We start from the raw sequence: 17,265 nt of genomic DNA on the forward strand, positions 1-17,265 counted from the left end.
TATTGCCTTATTGCTTCAAAGTTGCGACCAAACGTTTGGCCGAACCGCCAGCTGTAGGGATATCTTCGTAAATCCGGATCGTCACCGGGAATTCGAACTGCTCGGACTTGATGCTGCCGAAATCGATCGTCTGCATGCCGCTGATCAGCTTGTTTGCGCCCTGCAGCGTTTGCGTCGTGCTGCCGAGCACGCGGCCGAGCGAATCGACCACCTCAAACTCGAGCGTCGAGAACGAGTCGTCGGTGATGACCTCATCCGTTTTCTGTACATCGAGGTTCAGCTTCAGCTTGTAATAATAGCTTCCGCTGTTATACTGCTCGGACAAAATCCAGTCTTCGATTTTCACGTTGAACGGATAAACGGAAAGCACTTTCTGCGGCGCGGTCGGATCTTCCTCTCCGGTTTGGCTCACCGCCACCTGGTATTCGGAGATCGGCACCTTGATCTTGGATGAGTTCGACGGATCCAAAATGCTCAGCTTGAACGTACCTGTTGCGGAAGGTGGAAGCAGATACGAATAGCTGTAGACGTAAGCCGTATTCGGAATCAGCTGAGTCAGCGTCGTCGTTTGCTTCGTGCCCGGATACGAGGTGCCCGACGCGTCAGTCAAGGACGTATCGAACGAAGGCAATGCCAGCGTATCGCTGCTCTTGTTCAAAAGCTTGAATTTGGCGACAACCGTCTGGAACCCGTTTTCCGCATTCGTATGAGCGTTCAGCTCGACGACCGACATCTCCAAATTCGAATCAATCAGATGGCTGCCTGCGTTAAACACGAAAGGCTGGCCCAATGTGTACTGCGGAAGCTGCCCCATATCCGTGACGGAGGCCAGACCTCCGGACAAGCTGACGGCGATGATCGGAATCGCACCGGACGTGCTGCCCGCGGATGATGAAGACCCGCTTGCTTGACTCGACGAGCCGGAAGACGTCGACGACTGGGACGAGCTGGAGCTGCTTGAGCCGCTTGAGCCGGAACTGGAGTTTGAATTCGCATTCGAGGAACCCGAAGAGCTTCGCGACTCGGAAATGACAAACTGCAGCTGATCCGGGGAAGCGCCGTCCGGCAGCTCTGCAGCGAACTTATAGACGCCGGCTTCCCCTGCCACGATGTACGTTTCCGGTGTCATGACCGTTGTGGCATTCACGGCGAGCGTATCGGCTTTCGAAATGAGCGTACCCTGCAAAGTCGGCGACTGCAGCGTCGTTTTGCCGTCGTTATGCAGCACCGCTGTAATCACGGCTTGTTTTTTCCCGGAAACCTCCTGCTGCTCGGCCTTCTGAACCTCCAGGGAAATGCCCTGCCGGTCCTGGAACGCATAACTCACCTTCTCGCCCGGCTGATTCAGCTGGAACAATGATGCCAAAGCCAGCTTGCCGAACGCGGAGACTACGGAATTGTCGCGGGACAAGACCAGTGCGAGCGCACTTGCGTCAGGCTGCGTTTCCATGGTGGCCGTCAGCAGAATATGCTTGGTTTGCCCGACACCTACAGTGGTTCCGTCAACCGCATTGGCGGTCATCAGAAACGTTCTGCCCTGCCCGTCCTGAAGCAAATATTTGAGCCCGGCAGGAATCGTTACGCTCTCCGAACCGGTAGGGGACGCCGTAACGTCGACCGAAATATCCCACTTGCCGTCCTTCGGAACCGCAATCGCCTTAACCGCCTGGAAGGCGACGAAAGAGCTGCCGGTCAGCGTCGTGTCCACATCGGCCAGATTGACGACGAGCTGATGAGCCTGCTCGCGCAGCGATTGCGCATTGGCTACGCTGAGGGATCCGATGTCAGTGAGCTGCGAGCCGTTCCGTTCAAAAATCGTGACCTTCAGGTCGGAGGAAGCCAGCCCGCCCGGAACGGTGGCCACGTAATAGAAGTTTGCGCCCGTATGCGCGGCAACCAGAGCGTCGGTTTTTTGGCTCAGCTCCGCGTAGTAGCTGCCGCCGGCGGCGGACGTCACTTTAACGCCGTAGTGGTTAAAATCTACAGTGGATTCGCCGTCGTTATTCAGTTTGACGTTAAATCTCATCATCTGGGTATCGGTGCCTTGGGAAAGCGTCACATCCTCCAGGGTAAAATAAACCGAGCTGTTGATGAATACCCCTTCCTTGCCCGCATATGTCGTGTTCGGCGGACAAACCGCAAAAGCCAGGCACAGCAGCGTAAAAACAAGAAATGCGGTAAGGACGATACGCGCCGTTTTCCAAAGATCGGGTCGATGTATGTTCATGGGAGTACCTCCTGAATTTTTAAAATGAGGATCAGTCCGTGCGCAGAGCGTCGATAGGCCGCAGCTTGGAGGCTTTGTTCGCCGGATACAATCCGAATATGATGCCGACAAGGACGGAAAACAAAAAGGCGTACATACAAATATCAAGAGAAATGATGGTCATTTGCTTCGGGTTGATCAGCGGCCATAACTTGGCCAGCCCGACCCCGAGCACGAGGCCGATCAGCCCGCCGAAGCCGCTGATGACGACCGCCTCGACGAGAAATTGCATCAGGATGTTGCGCCGCTTGGCGCCGATCGATTTGCGGATCCCGATTTCCCGCGTCCGCTCGCTGACCGTCACGAGCATGATGTTCATAATGCCGATGCCGCCGACAAGCAGCGAGATGCAGGCAACGCTGACGAGCTGGCTGGTGAGCGTGCTCGCCGCTTCGGTCCGCGCCGTCAGCAGCTGGTCCTGGTTGAGAATGCGGAAGCCGTTCGAGCTTTTGAATTTATAGGTTAAAAAAGAGGTGATCGTGTTTTGCGCCGTTGTAATATCGTCCTTCGACGTGGCCTCGACATATGCGGTGCGAATGCTGCCGATGCCAAGCTGGCGCTGTGCAGTCGTCAGCGGAACGATGACCATGTCGTCGGCCGACGTGCCGCCGAGGCTGGAGCCCTTCTTGTTCAGCGTGCCGACCACCGTAAACTGGATACCGTTCACGTTGATCGTCTTGTCGATCGGATTCACACTGCCGAACAGCGCATCCACCACATTGGCACCGAGAACGGCCACATTCGTCCGCAGATCAAGGTCCGCCTCCGTAACAAACCGCCCTGCCTTGAGCGTCGACTTCAAAATCGACAAATACCGCTCGTTGGTCCCCATCACCGTATATTTCGAATCGTCCTCCGTATCGTATTTCACGCTCGATTTGACGTTCAGGCTGGAGGACACCGACGGGGCGATGCCGTTAATTTCCGGAAATCCTTCGAATTTCATAATTTCATTGTAGTCGAGCTGTGTGGCGCGCCCCTGGTTCATCACGTTGACGACAAGCAGGTTCGTTCCCATGTTTTCATACTGCTGCTCGATTTGCGCCGACGTGCCTCTGCCGATCGATACGAGCGTAACGACCGAGCTTACGCCGATGATGACGCCGAGCATCGTAAGCAGCGTCCGCATCCAGCTGGCCGTAACGGTTCTGAGCGCCATCTGGATCAATTCGGTGATTTTCATACCGTCGCCTCCATTGCCTCTTTGCCCGGCGACTGCCGTTCATTGATCATATCTCCGACGATGAGGCCGTCCCGGATCGTTACAATTCTTTTGGCATGCTCCGCAATGTGCAGGTCATGCGTAATCAGCACGATCGTATTGCCCGATTCGTTGAGCTGAAGCATCAGCTCCAGCACCTCTTGCCCGGTCTTCGAATCGAGCGCCCCGGTCGGTTCGTCGGCCAGCAGCAGCGACGGACCTACGGCGAGCGCTCTGGCAATCGCCACGCGCTGCTGCTGCCCCCCCGACAGCTGGCTGGGGCGGTGATCGGAACGGGCCCCCATGCCGAGGTTCTCCAGCATCTGCTGCGCGCGCTCTCTTCGCTCCTTCTTCGGAACGCCGGAATAAATCATCGGCAGCTCCACATTTTCCAGTGCGGTCAGCCGCGGCAGCAAATTGAACTGCTGAAAAATAAAGCCGATTTTCCGGTTGCGCAGCTCCGCGAGCGCATCGTCGGACATTTTTTCGGTAGCGACGCCGTCCAGCGTGTAGGATCCGGAGGTCGGCACGTCGAGCAGGCCGATCGTATTCATCAGCGTCGATTTTCCCGACCCGCTCGGACCGACGATTGCGACGAATTCCCCGGTATCTACGGAAAGCGAGATGCTCTTCAAAATCGGCAGCTCCTCGGAGCCCCGGTAATACGTTTTACGGATGTCCTTAAGCTCAATCATGCTCATATGGGGTTCCCCTCCCTTCGGCCATTAGAATCCCGGCGGCGGACCTCCGAAACCTCCTGCGCCTGCTCCGCCCGTATTGCTCGATCTGTTATTGCCGCCCGTGCTGCCGCTGTTCCGGTTGCCCTGCTGGAACTGGTTGCGCATTTGCTGGATTTCCTGCTCGGACAGCTTTCCTCTTTGCGTTGCGCCCTGGATGACGATCGTATCGCCTTCCTTGAGACCGTCGGTAATCTCGATCAGCGTGCTCGTGTTCGCGCCGATCTTCACTTCGTGATCCGCTTCGATCGTACCGTCGGCTTTTTTCAAAGCAACAACCCGCTTGCCGTTCCGCTGCTTGACCGCTTCCACGGGGACGACAAGCACATCCTTTTTATCCTGGATCAAAATATCCGCCGTCGCCGTCATCGTGTACTTGAGCTCCGACGTGTTTTTCAAGGTCACGACCGCGGTATAAGTCGTTACTCCGTTGCTGACCGTACCGACGGTCGATACTTGCGTAACCTCCCCTTGGAACGTTTTGCCCGGAACCGCATCAACCTTCACTTCGGCTTTTTGCCCGACCTGGATTTTCGGCAAATCCAGCTCGTCGACCTTGATCGGTAATTGCAGGTAGTCGAGGCTCGCTACCGCGCCGAGCGCGACATTGTTTTCAATCGTCGTTCCGACCGGATAAGAAGCGAGCACGTTTTTCTTCTGATCGGCAAAGTCGGTGGAGAAGATGCCGTCGAACGGAGCGTAAACCTTCAGCTTCTCCATTTGATCCTCGAGATCCTTCACCGTTTTCGTCTGCTGGGTAATCTGGTTTTGCTTGTTCGTAATATCTTTCTGCAGCGTATCGCTGACGATCGTGCCGATAAGTTCGCCTTTGTTCACTATTCGGTTTTCCTTGATCGCCAGGTGATCGATCGTGCCGGAAACGCCGGCGAGAACGTTCACCGTTGTTTTATATTGAAGTGTCCCTTGGGCTTTGGAGTCCACCTTCAAGCCGCCGATGGTTACGGTTCCTTTAACGGTTTGCCCCGCGTCCATCGACCCGTCGTTGTCGACGCGGACGAACACGTCCACAAGCCGGTTCCCCTTCGCATCGGACTTGACCCCCGAAGATACGGAGCTCACAATGCCGGTTTTCGTCAGCATATAGCCGTCGATGGTGAGCTGTACCGTATCGCCTTCATGGATTTGCGAAGCTTCTTCCTGAAGGAAAGGGAGCGTGACCGTCAAGTTTTGGCTGTCGGCGATGGTCGCGATTTTCGTTGTTTTGGAGACGCTGGCTCCTTCGCTGATATTGGTGGACAGGATCAGCTTGCCGCCGACCGGAGCTATGGTCTTGAGCGCCGCGGCTTGCGCCTGCAGATCCTGCATGTCCGATTCGTATTGGCTGAGCGTCAGCTTCGCTTGATCAAGCCTTGCCTCCAGATCGGAATCGTAAATCTCAAGCAGCAAATCGCCTTTTTTCACGGTTTGGTTGCGCGACAGGTTGATCGTTTTGATCATCCCTTCTTTCGGAGCGACGATGCTTTGCTGTTCCTGCGGTTCCAGCTGAGCAGTGCCGGAAATCGTCGCGCGGATGCTGCCTTTTCTCACCGTGTAGGTCGTTTCCTGCACAGCCGTTTGTTGTTTGCTTTTCAAAGGGTTTTTATACAAATAAGCGTAAGTACCGCCACCGCACGCCAGCACAGCGACCAAGGTGATGATGACTCCTTTTTTGCCGATTTTCATGGACATTTGCCTCCCGACATAAACTGAACTTTCTCTATTTCGCCGTGCTTTCTGGATAAATCCTGCTCATGGTTTTCATTATGAAGGGGTTATCTGAATCCAGCTTGATCGTTAGCTGAAAGATTTCTTAATGCGATAAACCCGCATGATTGCTGGATTTTCTTATAAAAAGCGCAAACCGGCACAGATGCCGCCTTCAACCATTATTCAGCAAACTTTCAGCAAACTTTCAGCTTGATTCGAATAAGCACCGGTTTTCCGGGGAAAAGTACATGTAATCCAAAATATGTGGGTTGAACGATATAAGGCCGTCTCCTATAATCGACACAGAAAGGAGACGATGAACCATGAAATATTGGAAAGCACTCGCCTTCCTGACTGCCATTTTGCTTACGGGAACCGTCGTTCCGCACAGCGCGCACGCCCAGACGCCGACCCAAGTATCGTACGGCAGCCAAAACGGGGACGTTTGGGACCTGCAATTCCGTTTGAAAGCGATGGGTTATTATAAAGAGCCGCTGGATGGAAAATTCGGCGCAGCCACCGCTGCCGCCGTTCGCAAGTTTCAGCAAAGCTACGGACTTCCCGCCGACGGCGTCGCCGGAAGTTCGACTTGGAAGGCTCTAAAGAAATACAGCTTGAACCGGCAAGAAATGGATATAATGGCACATATCATATACAGTGAGGCCAGAGGGGAACCGTACAAAGGACAAGTCGCCGTCGGCGCAGTCGTAATGAACCGGATTCAATCCGGCAAGTTTCCCGGCAACATCCGCGACGTTGTATTTCAACCTGGCGCCTTTACAGCAGTAGACGACGGCCAATATTGGCTGACACCGAACAGCACCGCCTATTTGGCCGCCCAGGATGCCGTCCGCGGCTGGGATCCGACTTACGGATCGCTTTATTATTTCAATCCGGATACGGCGACAAGCGCCTGGATCTGGTCGCGCCCGCAAACCGTCAAAATCGGCAAACATATATTTGCGAAGTAACTGTTTCGAAAGAAAAAGGCACCTCCCTGAGCGGAAAGGTGCCTTTTTTAACTCCTGTCTATACACAAATGGGTTATTTCCCCGATGCAACAGCTGCGATTGCGATGCGAAGACTAGTACCGACACAGCTGCGTAAATTGTTCGGGGATTGTGATACCATCTTGGAAATTTACATTATCCGGTATACATGTTCTGATCCTGCAATTGAATCAGCACTTTGCCGAAGCGCCCGCCCTGCCGGATTTCCACTCTGTCGGTCGGATAAGTCCGCTCCAAATACTCGGCGACGATTTTCCGGTTCCGGTCGTCCGAAGGCAGTCCGAAAATTTTCAGCCAGTCCATAACCTCCTGAAGCGCCGCTTCCTTGGACACCACCGTGGTTTTCATTTCCCGGGTTACGAGCGACTGATAGGAATAGCCTTTCAGAAACAATAAATGAAACAAATAAGCCATTTCCAGGTGCTCGGTTGATTTCTTGGGCCGATCCGCGACCAGCGGCCAAATTTCATCTACCAGACTGTGCTCCCTGGAGCCGGCGGACAGACTGATATAGCAAAACTGCCGTGCGCAGCTCATCACCTTCTCCACACTTTCCCAATCGGCAATAACCGGGCACATGGAGACGAATACCAAATCGAAGGATTTCCTCCACCCCTTCGCTTCAATATCGATATTTTCGAACGGCTCGGCCACAACTTCAACGTTCCCATTGGCTATTCCCGTTATATTTTCTTTCAGCAGCCCGACCAAAGGAAGATTAGGCTCCACAGAAGTAACGCTGGCCCCTCTCTCCGCAAACGGCACTGTAAATCCGCCCGAGGCCGCTCCAATGTCTAAAATGGACCTATCCTTGAATGTTACTCCCTGTCCCTCCAGCCAATTCATAATCCGTTTTGTTCTTTGCCGGCCTTCCTCGTTAAACGCTTGCTCGTTAAATGCCTTTGCCTTATGGTCAAAGGTGTGCACCGGATCAATTCCGGCTTGTTTCATCTTGTTCACTGCCGTATGCCTATCTTCCTTCCAAGCTTTTTCCCAAACGTTTTCATTAAACAACTCGTTTGTCATCATTCATATCCCCTTTCAGGATTATATGGATTTTAAGGATTCTTTATATCTGTAATAATTTTTAAAAAAAAAAGCCGTTCGTCATAAAACAACGGTTATTTTTTTGGCAAGCTCAGACATTTTCTGCTTTCTCAGATAGTCCTCCATTTCCTCTTCCGCCGATACCATCACCTTCTGAATCAAACATTCGGTTCCATGGTTCAAATCGCAATCGAATAAGGAGGCTGTGCCTTCAATCACATGAATGATATCAAGGAACGAAATTTCTTCCCAATTCCGCTTTAACCTGTATCCGCCGTTGGCACCCGAAGTGGATTCGATCATTCCTGCCTTGACCAGCTTGGTAAGTATTTTGGATAAATAAGTAGGCGAAACTCCTTGCCGATCCGCCAACTGCTGTACGCCGATAAGCTTATTCGGGGTGGCTGCGGCAAGAAAGAGCATGGTGTGAAGGGCATAGTTCGTCGCTTTCGAAAACTTCATTGCGCAGTGTTCACCTCGATCGTAGACTTTATTTATCCATGATAACTTTTGCAATGGACAATGTCAAGTCTTAGCGGCTTTCATTGAGATTAACACGAGTATTTTCAATAATCATTATTTTCTCCGAGCCGCTTAGAGTTGAATCGATTTCAAATTTTTTCTCGATATATTCTATCCCACGACGTGTGATAGACACGTAGGATAATATTTGCGAGTCATTCATCGGATATCTTAGTTCGAATATCATTAATTCTTCATTTTCAAGTTTGCCCAACGCCGTTATAAAAAGATCGCGGCTTACACCGATATATTCATGATTTATTTTCAATAAATTTGACAAATCCTTTTGATACTCCATATAAAAAGCCAGTAAAACTTTCTGCTTTAAATCCACTTCCATTTAAATACCCTCCGAAAACCGAACATTTATCCCAGTTTACCATATACAACCATATGGTTGTATAAATATTACTTAATCTAACGATTCACCGATAGTAATTTGACGGATGAGGGGAAAGCGATCCGGATGAAAACCTTCAGTACCATAAGTCCGGCACATCCTCCAAGCGTATTTAATATCAGATCGTCCACGTCAAACGCTCCGATTTCCATCAAGAGCTGTCCCGTTTCGATCAGCAAGCTGTAGCCGAAGCTTATGGCGGCAATCGACCATAGCGAAGATTTTCGTTTGGCACTAAGGAGCGGAATCAGAAACCCGATCGGCATAAAAGCCGCCACATTGCCGCCCAAGTTGACGATGGACGTCCAAGCATGGCTGGAATCGAAAAGATAATATCCGATCGTCCGGAAAGGGACCAGATTGCATTTTTCCGAGTCCAGATACGTCCACACCGCCGCTGTGCGGACATTCATCAGCTGAGCATACATAAATGAAACGCTCTCCCTCAGCCATGTATACTTTAGCGTTATCACGATATCCAGCATCAGCATGAGCCAGGCTCCGAGCTTCCATTGCTTTTTCATAAGCATTCTCCTTCCGGATCTTGTTCGTTGCCTGAAATGATAATGCTGCCGCATGAATGTAACCTGAGTCCGGGCTGAACCGATGCTGAAAATATTCCAGCTTTCCTGCTGATCTGCGGAAAATTCAGGAAATCATCAGCTTTCTCTCAATCATTATTCAGACGATCCTCAGCGCGCATTCAGACAGGGAGTTTATGATGCTTCATGTAACTACTAATTCCAAGAGGTGACCTTGTATATGAAAAAAATGCTTGTTTGCACCATCCTGAGTTCCTGCATCTTCAGCTTCGGAGGACTCATACATAACGAGGCGTACGCTGCAGCCGGCGCTTTCGCCAATCAAACGGACGCGCTGCCGGCCGGAATCCGGACTCCCGTTAAACCGCCCGGCGATCAAACCCGACCGGAAAGCGGGATGGCGGACCGGATGAATCGGCAGCTGGAGGACGGCAAGCTCTCCCAGGGCAACGAAGATCGCACGGGCGTTTCTCAAGACAAGAGCGCTCCGCAAAATGCGAGCGGTCGCCCGAACATGAATGGCTCCGGAAACGCGAACATCGTTAAGCTTGCCGCCGCTGTGCTCGGTCTGGATGAAAGCACAGTGACGGATTCGCTGCAAGCCGGCAAAACCTTGCTGCAGATCGCTGCAGACCAAGGCGTGGATGCGGACGAGTTTTTGCAGAAGCTGACGGACGCCGAAAGCGCCTCGATCGATGCCGAAGTCTCTGCCGGAAAAATCGCCCAAGATCAAGCGGATCGGCAAAAATCGGGACTTTCCGACCGGTTGAAGCGGCTGCTGGAAGGCGCCGCAGGTTCGGCAAGCCTCCCTTCCGGCCCGGATCGGACGGATCGCCCGGCGCCCTCCGCCTTGGGCGGGGATAAGCAGCAGGACCATCGATTCGGCGGGGGCGATACGGTGACGGCCAGAGTTTACGGACAGGATGGCGAAGGTCTGATCGATATTAAAGGCCATTGGGCTGCAGCTTATTTGAAAAATCTTGCGGCGAAAGGCGTTCTCCAAGGCGATCAAGACAAACGGATTCATCCCGATACCACCGTCACCCGCGAAGAAATCGCCGCGATGATTACCCGCAGCTTTAAATTAACGTCTGAGCCGCAGGATGCCGATGACTACTCCGATGTTCCTAAATCGCGATGGTCCTACGACAGCATAAAGGCAACCAAGGAATTCTTTGACACCAAGTCGGATGAAAAAGGGGAACGCTCCTTCAACCCCGGCGAGGGGATGAAGAGAGAGGATGTCGCGGTCGTTCTGGTTAAAGCGCTGCTGAGGCAAAATCCGGAGCTCAGCCTGATGGACGAAGCATCGGCCGGTCAGTTGCTCAGCGGCACGTTCGCCGATGCAAGCAGCATCCCGGAGTCTATGCGCGTGTATGTGGCGACAGCGGTAAACAACGGATGGATTCAAGGCGATGACCAGGGCAATTTTTCGCCGGAGAAAACGGTCACCCGCGCCGAAGCCGCGGCTTTGCTGGATCGTTTGCCGAGTGGCGGGTCCGGCAGCTGAACAGAAACCCGATGAGGCATACCGTTTCGGTATGCCTTTGTGTTCGCAAATAATATGCTCAAGTCTCAATTTTATCTTGTTACGCACTCTTTACTCTTGTTCCTGCAGATAATTTCGCGGTACAATGCAAATAACATATGGAAGCAGGAGGATTCATCCGAGCGTGAAAGAAAAGAACGACATTGAAGCGGAAAAATACACGGGCAACCACCAACCGAAATGGTTTGGACTGGCGGTTCAAGCTCTTATTATTTTATCAAGGGAACAAATGCTCATGTGTCCGAGCGTTGATATCGCAGCTTATCTGCAGTCGGAGGCAACTCTGCTGCGGCGGGTTCTCGCCGTTCTCTCACGAGAAGGACTGCTCGAAACGCGGGAGGGACGGGACGGCGGCTACCGACTGAAAAAGAACCCGGAATCGATTACGTTGGTGGAAGTATACGACGCTTTTCAGGTAAGCAGCCCGTTATGCTTTGGAATCGTCGATAAAACAGGAACGCATCCGCTAGGTATCCAAATGAAAACGGTCCTTAGCGATATTACGGAGGAATTGGACCTGAGCATGCGCGAAGTACTCAAGAATTATACGATCGCCGATTTGGCGAGGAGGCTCGACAAGTTAGAGCATCGGAATTGACAGTTTTTAACGTGGGCGCTATACTGTGAAATATCTTTAACAGTTAGCATTTTTTTGCATCTAACTGTGCGGAATTTTCCACAGTAATGATTCGCCATTTTCATTTTCCAAGGAGGAGAGAACCATGTCCGTCTCACAACGGTCTCAAACGCTAGAGCAACAACTTTTTTTCGATGTCATTAAAGGACGTCGATCTGTCCGCAGCTATGATCCCGAAGTCAAGATCTCGCGTGAGGAATTAAGCGAAATATTGCGGAATGCCGCGCTGGCCCCTTCAGGAGCCAACCTTCAGCCATGGCGGTTTCTCGTCATTGATTCGCAGGAACTGAAGCAAAAGCTGCTTCCGATCGCGTTCAACCAACAGCAAGTGGTTGAAGCTTCGGCTGTCATTGCCGTTCTCGGGGACTTGGAGTGCTATAAGCTGGCTGAGAAAATTTACGGTCAAACGGTTGAGGCCGGCTACATGCCTGCGGAAACGGCTAAATCGTTCGTTGAACGATATACCGCTATGTTCACGAACATGCCGACTGATGCCGTCCGCCAAATCGTTGTTACCGATGGCGGATTGGTGTCGATGCAGCTGATGCTCGTCGCCCGCGCCAAAGGTTATGATACAGTCCCGATGGGCGGCTACGACAAAGAAAAGTTCATGGAAGCATTCGGTATTTCAGAGCGGTATGTTCCGATTATGCTGATCGCCCTGGGTAAGGCGGCGAAGCCCGGACATCCGACGACAAGGCTGCCAATTGAAGACGTGACGTTCTTTAACGAAATGCCCAAGGCATAAAGAAAATGAAAAAGACTGCGAGTGCCCGACCGGATCCGGTGGTCAGGTGCCTGACGCCAAGGCGGGGCAGGCTCGAATCGCCCTGCTTCGCGACGCAAAAACGCCTTTCGTTTTGCCAATAGGCAATCGAAAGGCGTTCTTTTTGTCAGCTTGTTTAGACTATTCCCGGGTCTCTCCCGTCCGTTTCTCCACACCGTTTTCCGTGATGTATTGATGGTCGACAGAAGCTTCCTCGATGTCGGCGAAGGCCCAATGGCTCGGGTTCACATCCGCCCATGTCGGAACCGTAATTCCCGTGAGCGGACCGCGTTCCATGATCCGGTTCATGATCGTCACCGTCTCCGCACGGGTCGTATTGTCTTTCGGGCGGAAAGATCCGTCCGGATAGCCATTCATCACGTTTGCCGCTTCTACGGCAGCAATCTCATTTCTTGCCCAGCTGTCCGCCGTATCGGTAAATGAATCCTTCCCGCTGCTCTTCAAACCTTTTACACGAGCCGCTACACTGGCCAGCTCTTCTCTCGTAATCGGTTGATCGGGGCGGAACGTTCCGTCCGGATAGCCGAGCATGATTCCTTGCTTCGTAACGGCTGCAATGAACCGGAGGCCCCAATCGGACTCCGTTACGTCGGAATAGCCGGATTCCTCCGAAGCGGGTGCGGCCAAGTGTAAAATTCTGCTCAGGATCGCCGCAATTTCCCTTCGGCTGATATCCCGGTCAGGTTTAAACGTACCGTCCGGGTAACCCTCGATATATTTTTCATGCTTACCTTGCTTGGATTTGTCGGCTTCCTCCGGCATCGTTACTTTTACTGCGTCCGATGGCGCGGATTCAACGCCATTGATGATGGCCGTCACCGTGAAGCTGTGGCTCGTCCCGGCGGCAAGCCCCTCCGCCTTGTAACTTGTCCCCGCAATGCCGGAAGCAATCAGCTTCCCGTTGTCGTAAACGTTATACGTGGCATTTTCCGCTGCTGCATCCCATGTCAATGTAACCCCTGTCTGGGTCACGCTGCCCGAGGACAAATTGGCCGGAGCCGAAGCGGAATTGCCTCCGGACGCGGAGGACGAACCTGACGAGCCGGACGAGCCGGATTTTTTCGGCTTCATGCTGAAGTTGAGCGATACCAAACTTTGTCCCACGTGAATAATGCCGTCTTGAATGTAGCTGTCTGATCCGGCTTCGGCCGGCACCGTCGGTCTTGCTTCCAGTGTGCTGTAAGTGGAATAACCGCCCTTGGAAGCGACAATGTAATAGTCGGCATCCCCGTAAACCATCCACGCATAAGCCCCGCTGGCATCCGTCATTTGCGGATTGTGATTTTGGTTGGGAGCAAATTTAGGAAGCTCCGGCAGATTGACGAGCGTATGCGGTGTACGTTTGTTCTGTCTGTTGAGCTCGGTATCCGCCCAATACAATCTCATGTCAATATCGCTGATCGGCCGGCCGTTAGACGAATCGGTTACGATTCCGTACGGGTCGATCAAGGAATATACGATGCTGACTTCCCCGTTTTGGTTAATGGTTACCGTTGCCGCCGGACCCGCGAGCAGGCTTCCGTCCGGCGCCTTGATCCGGTACGCGAGAACATATTGTCCTTGCGGCACACCGTCTACATTGAAGCTTCCATCCGAATTGATCGTAACCTGCCGATCGAAGCCGCTGCCGTCCTTGCTCTTCACGGCTACGCTGACATTTCCCGCTCCAAACAAGTTTTCAACCGTAGTCGCGCCGTTCGAGCCGGCGGAAGCGACGGACAGCTTCCCGCTGATTTTGTTCTCCGAAGCGATCTCATCGCCTACTCCATTTAATGCGCCGACATGTGCGGTTTGCGTCGTATTCATCCATACCGTTTGACCGCCGATTTGTACGGGAGTTTGGATATTCAGCGTATAGTTCCAATTGCCGCGCGGCACGTTGATCTGATACGAACCGTCCGCTCCGGTAACGACCTCCTGGGAGAAATCCGCCGTTCCGTCTCCGTCAAAATCCGCCAGTACCGATACGATGGCGCCGGCAATCGGCTTGCCCGTCACCTTGTCGATGAGTACGCCTTTCACGGAGGCCGGCATGAAATTCACCGAGATGCTTCGCTGCGCGAGCAAACCCGTTGCCGGGTCGGTGGCAGTGGCCGTGACCATCTGATGTACGGGAACGATGCTCTCGATGGCGGGTGCGGTAAATACAGCTTCGGCAATACCGTTCGCATCCGTCACTGCCGACTTCGCCGAATTTCCGATTCCCTGAAATGCGATCGTAACGCCGGCCACCGGGCTGCCGCTTAACGAGGCGACGCTCGCCTTCAGCTTCAGCTGCGATTTTCCGTCCCCTACAACGGATTCCGGAGTTGCCTCAAGCTGAAGCGTAATTTGCGGCTCCCCGCTTTGAACGGTGATGGTTACGGAATACGACTTACCGCCAAACGAAACCGTGATGGTGACCGTCCCGGGCGCTTTTGCCGTGATAACGCCGTTCGAATCGACCGTTGCGACGGATGGATCCGATGAGCTGTAAGTGACGCCGTCATCGACCTTCCGGATGCTTTGATCCGAATAGACGGCTTTCGCTGTCAACTGCAGCGTATCCCCTACCGACAGCACCTGGTCTCCCTGGTCGGAAAGCAGACCTTCGACAGCGAGTCCCGTCGTGGTCACGTTAACTGCCTGCGACTTCGCAGACTCGCCGTCCGCATTCGCCGCGCTCACCGTAAAGCTGTATGCGGTCGCCGGCGACAGGTTCGTTACGGTGTAGCTTGTTCCCGACGTTACCTTCGCTATAAACGTTCCGTTCATGTATACGTTATAATAAGTTGCTCCGGTGACCGTGTCCCAGGTAAGGGTCGTCCCCGTCTCCGTCGTATTGCTTGCAATCAAGTTGGCCGGAACGGATGGCGCCGCTTTCGGGGCCAACGTCGTCACATTAACAGGCGTCGACTTCGCAGACTCGCCGTCCGCATTCGCCGCGCTCACCGTAAAGTTATATGCGGTCGCCGACGACAGGTTCGTTACGCTGTAGCTTGTCCCCGACGTTACCTTCGCTATAAACGTTCCGTTCATATATACGTTATAATAAGTTGCTCCGGTGACTGTGTCCCAGGTCAGGGTCGTCCCCGTCTCCGTCGTATTGCTTGCACTCAAGTTGGTCGGAACGGATGGCGGCGTTGCTGCCGCATTAATCGGTTGCGTTACGTTCGCATCCGCGTATCCGGCCGCTTTCACGATAATATTGTGATTACCGACACCGAGCACTCCCGCATTGATGGTAATCTTGCCTGCACTCAAGGTGTATTGCGACGAAGCGAGCGGTGTACCGCCGTCATATACGGCGGAAACCACTCCTCGCCAAGCCGGTATATCTGTAAACGTAATATCGATGGCATGTGCCGTATCGTTGTTTGATGCGTCCGCCGTTAGCGCCGGTGGGGTTGATAACAACGTCGTTACACTCACCGGCGTTGACGGAGCCGATTGTACGTTATTGGCGACCGCCGTCACCGTATAATCGCGACTTATATCTGGAGTCAAGCCCGTTAAGCCGTACGTTGTACCGGTGACCGTTGTAAGCAGAGTTCCGTTTTCATAAAGCTTGTACGAGGTTGCTCCGCTCACCGCAGTCCAGATCAGGGTAGCCCCGGTATCCGTCACATTGCTTCTCGTCAGCGACGTGGGGGATGAAGGGATCGCCACCGTGCCGTACGATCCCCCCTCGCTGATCGCGTTTACATTGCCTGGGGATGATACCGGCGTAGACCCCATGTTCAAGATAACCGTCGCCTCTCCGTTAGCATCCGTAACAACTGGCAACGTAACCGGATTTCCACTAACGTCTTCAATCGTCCCACTATCCGGCTTAAAGGTAACCGGTACGCCGGCAACCGGATTTCCGCCGGCATCCCTCGCCGTCGCCGTCAATTGCGTTTTGCCGTTTTGCGTGAGAGCGGTTGTTGAAACAGTTGTTGTCGCGGGAGCTTGCATGTACGTATACGTATCGGTATCAATTGAATCCAGCTTGTTGGTAAAATACCAATTCAGGATATCATGATTTTCCCAAGCGCCACCGGTCGAAGCCGTAAATCCGGCATAGACGGATGGTTGATTCGTAAAAATCGTTCCCAGATTAATGTTGTTCACGTCCAAAACTTTCGTAGCGGCAGTGCGGTCGTTCGAGTTTTTATTCATATATACTTTTATGTTCTTGCTGGTGCCGTCATAATCAATCCAGACGTCGTAAACCGATCCGTCTTTGAGCTTATAGCCCAAGGTCGAGAGCAGATTATTATATCGGCCTGATGTGTTCGTCAGACTGCCGTTTTGGGCAAGTCCGACATAGCTGTCACTAGGATCGCTCAATTCCGGATTTTTGTAGGTGTCAAACTTCACCGCAAAGCTGGGCGTAATGCCATAGTACCCCATCCCACCTCCGGGTGAGCCCACATTGCTTTGTACCGTTTGAATGGTAAATGTAATGCCGTCCGCGCCGGCCAGCAAGGAAGGATTATAGGTCGGGTTATTAAAACCTGTTGCGAATCCTTGACCCGTAAATCGGAAGGAAAAATAGGTGCTGAAAGAATAGTTATTCTGATTGTAAATTCTCTGCTTGCTAAATACGCTTCCGTAAGATCCCGGGGATCCCGGGGTGTTATAGAAGCCGTCATATCCGTTTTGCGTTGATGTCAGCCGAAGCACCGGTCCGCTGCTGACAAGCGGGTCGGTGACAACGCTGGCGGATCCATTTAAAGCCAAGACATTGCCTAGATTGGGGTCGCCAAAATCATCGTACTTGAACGTCGCCCATTTGGTTGTTGTCGCCGCTTGAGCAGCTTGTTTGGAGACAAACGGAGCGATCATTCCAAAAATCATAAAAAACAACATTGCACAAGAAATCAATCTCTTGCTTGT

General features: G+C 52.8%; 13 protein-coding genes. 4 read left to right on the top strand and 9 right to left on the bottom strand.

Annotation, left to right across the window (positions count from 1 at the left end; all coding sequences use genetic code 11):
- Positions 1-7 precede the first annotated feature (7 nt).
- The 4 genes from MYS68_RS24170 to MYS68_RS24185 are packed head-to-tail and all read right to left on the bottom strand — an operon-like array spanning position 8 to position 5,887.
- Positions 8-2,227, bottom strand: a complete 2,220-nt coding sequence (locus MYS68_RS24170) for a hypothetical protein (protein WP_248928294.1) — start codon at positions 2,225-2,227, stop codon at positions 8-10.
- Between the two features lie 31 nt (positions 2,228-2,258).
- Entirely contained in the window at positions 2,259-3,449 is a 1,191-nt protein-coding gene (locus tag MYS68_RS24175) for an ABC transporter permease (RefSeq protein ID WP_248928295.1), read from the bottom strand.
- Positions 3,446-4,168 carry an ABC transporter ATP-binding protein gene (locus MYS68_RS24180; RefSeq protein ID WP_275983514.1) on the bottom strand — a complete coding sequence of 241 codons (723 nt, stop codon included), beginning with the start codon at positions 4,166-4,168 and terminating at the stop codon, positions 3,446-3,448. The genes MYS68_RS24175 and MYS68_RS24180 overlap by 4 nt, the downstream gene beginning before the upstream one ends.
- A gap of 24 nt (positions 4,169-4,192) precedes the next feature.
- The gene (locus tag MYS68_RS24185) at positions 4,193-5,887 is read right to left on the bottom strand and encodes an efflux RND transporter periplasmic adaptor subunit (protein WP_248928296.1); all 1,695 of its coding nucleotides are present in this window, start codon (positions 5,885-5,887) and stop codon (positions 4,193-4,195) included.
- Between the two features lie 347 nt (positions 5,888-6,234).
- Between MYS68_RS24185 and sleB the strand changes: the two genes are divergently transcribed.
- A complete protein-coding gene (gene sleB / locus MYS68_RS24190; protein WP_248928297.1) occupies positions 6,235-6,882 on the top strand; it encodes a spore cortex-lytic enzyme in 648 nt (215 codons plus the stop codon).
- Positions 6,883-7,056: 174 nt separating this feature from the next.
- Here the strand turns inward: sleB and MYS68_RS24195 are convergent, their stop codons facing one another.
- The 4 genes from MYS68_RS24195 to MYS68_RS24210 all read right to left on the bottom strand — a co-directional run bounded on the left by MYS68_RS24195 (position 7,057) and on the right by MYS68_RS24210 (position 9,414).
- Positions 7,057-7,947 carry a class I SAM-dependent methyltransferase gene (locus MYS68_RS24195; RefSeq protein ID WP_248930998.1) on the bottom strand — a complete coding sequence of 297 codons (891 nt, stop codon included), beginning with the start codon at positions 7,945-7,947 and terminating at the stop codon, positions 7,057-7,059.
- A gap of 81 nt (positions 7,948-8,028) precedes the next feature.
- A complete protein-coding gene (locus MYS68_RS24200) occupies positions 8,029-8,430 on the bottom strand; it encodes an Rrf2 family transcriptional regulator (RefSeq protein WP_248928298.1) in 402 nt (133 codons plus the stop codon).
- 70 nt (positions 8,431-8,500) lie between these two features.
- Positions 8,501-8,830 carry a hypothetical protein gene (locus MYS68_RS24205; protein ID WP_248928299.1) on the bottom strand — a complete coding sequence of 110 codons (330 nt, stop codon included), beginning with the start codon at positions 8,828-8,830 and terminating at the stop codon, positions 8,501-8,503.
- A 77-nt stretch (positions 8,831-8,907) separates the two neighbouring features.
- On the bottom strand, positions 8,908-9,414 hold the full coding sequence (locus MYS68_RS24210) for a VanZ family protein (protein WP_248928300.1): 507 nt from the start codon (positions 9,412-9,414) through the stop codon (positions 8,908-8,910).
- Between the two features lie 238 nt (positions 9,415-9,652).
- Between MYS68_RS24210 and MYS68_RS24215 the strand changes: the two genes are divergently transcribed.
- From MYS68_RS24215 to MYS68_RS24225, 3 genes are all read left to right on the top strand, one after another.
- The gene (locus MYS68_RS24215) at positions 9,653-10,942 is read left to right on the top strand and encodes an S-layer homology domain-containing protein (protein ID WP_248928301.1); all 1,290 of its coding nucleotides are present in this window, start codon (positions 9,653-9,655) and stop codon (positions 10,940-10,942) included.
- Between the two features lie 163 nt (positions 10,943-11,105).
- Entirely contained in the window at positions 11,106-11,579 is a 474-nt protein-coding gene (locus MYS68_RS24220) for an RrF2 family transcriptional regulator (RefSeq protein ID WP_248928302.1), read from the top strand.
- 124 nt (positions 11,580-11,703) lie between these two features.
- A complete protein-coding gene (locus MYS68_RS24225) occupies positions 11,704-12,366 on the top strand; it encodes a nitroreductase family protein (RefSeq protein ID WP_248928303.1) in 663 nt (220 codons plus the stop codon).
- Between the two features lie 159 nt (positions 12,367-12,525).
- Here the strand turns inward: MYS68_RS24225 and MYS68_RS24230 are convergent, their stop codons facing one another.
- Positions 12,526-17,226, bottom strand: coding sequence for an S-layer homology domain-containing protein (locus tag MYS68_RS24230; RefSeq protein ID WP_248928304.1), 4,701 nt, complete (start codon positions 17,224-17,226; stop codon positions 12,526-12,528).
- Between the last annotated feature and the right edge of the window lie 39 nt (positions 17,227-17,265).

Origin of the sequence: Paenibacillus hamazuiensis (assembly GCF_023276405.1) — a bacterium.
Taxonomy (GTDB): domain Bacteria; phylum Bacillota; class Bacilli; order Paenibacillales; family NBRC-103111; genus Paenibacillus_AF; species Paenibacillus_AF hamazuiensis.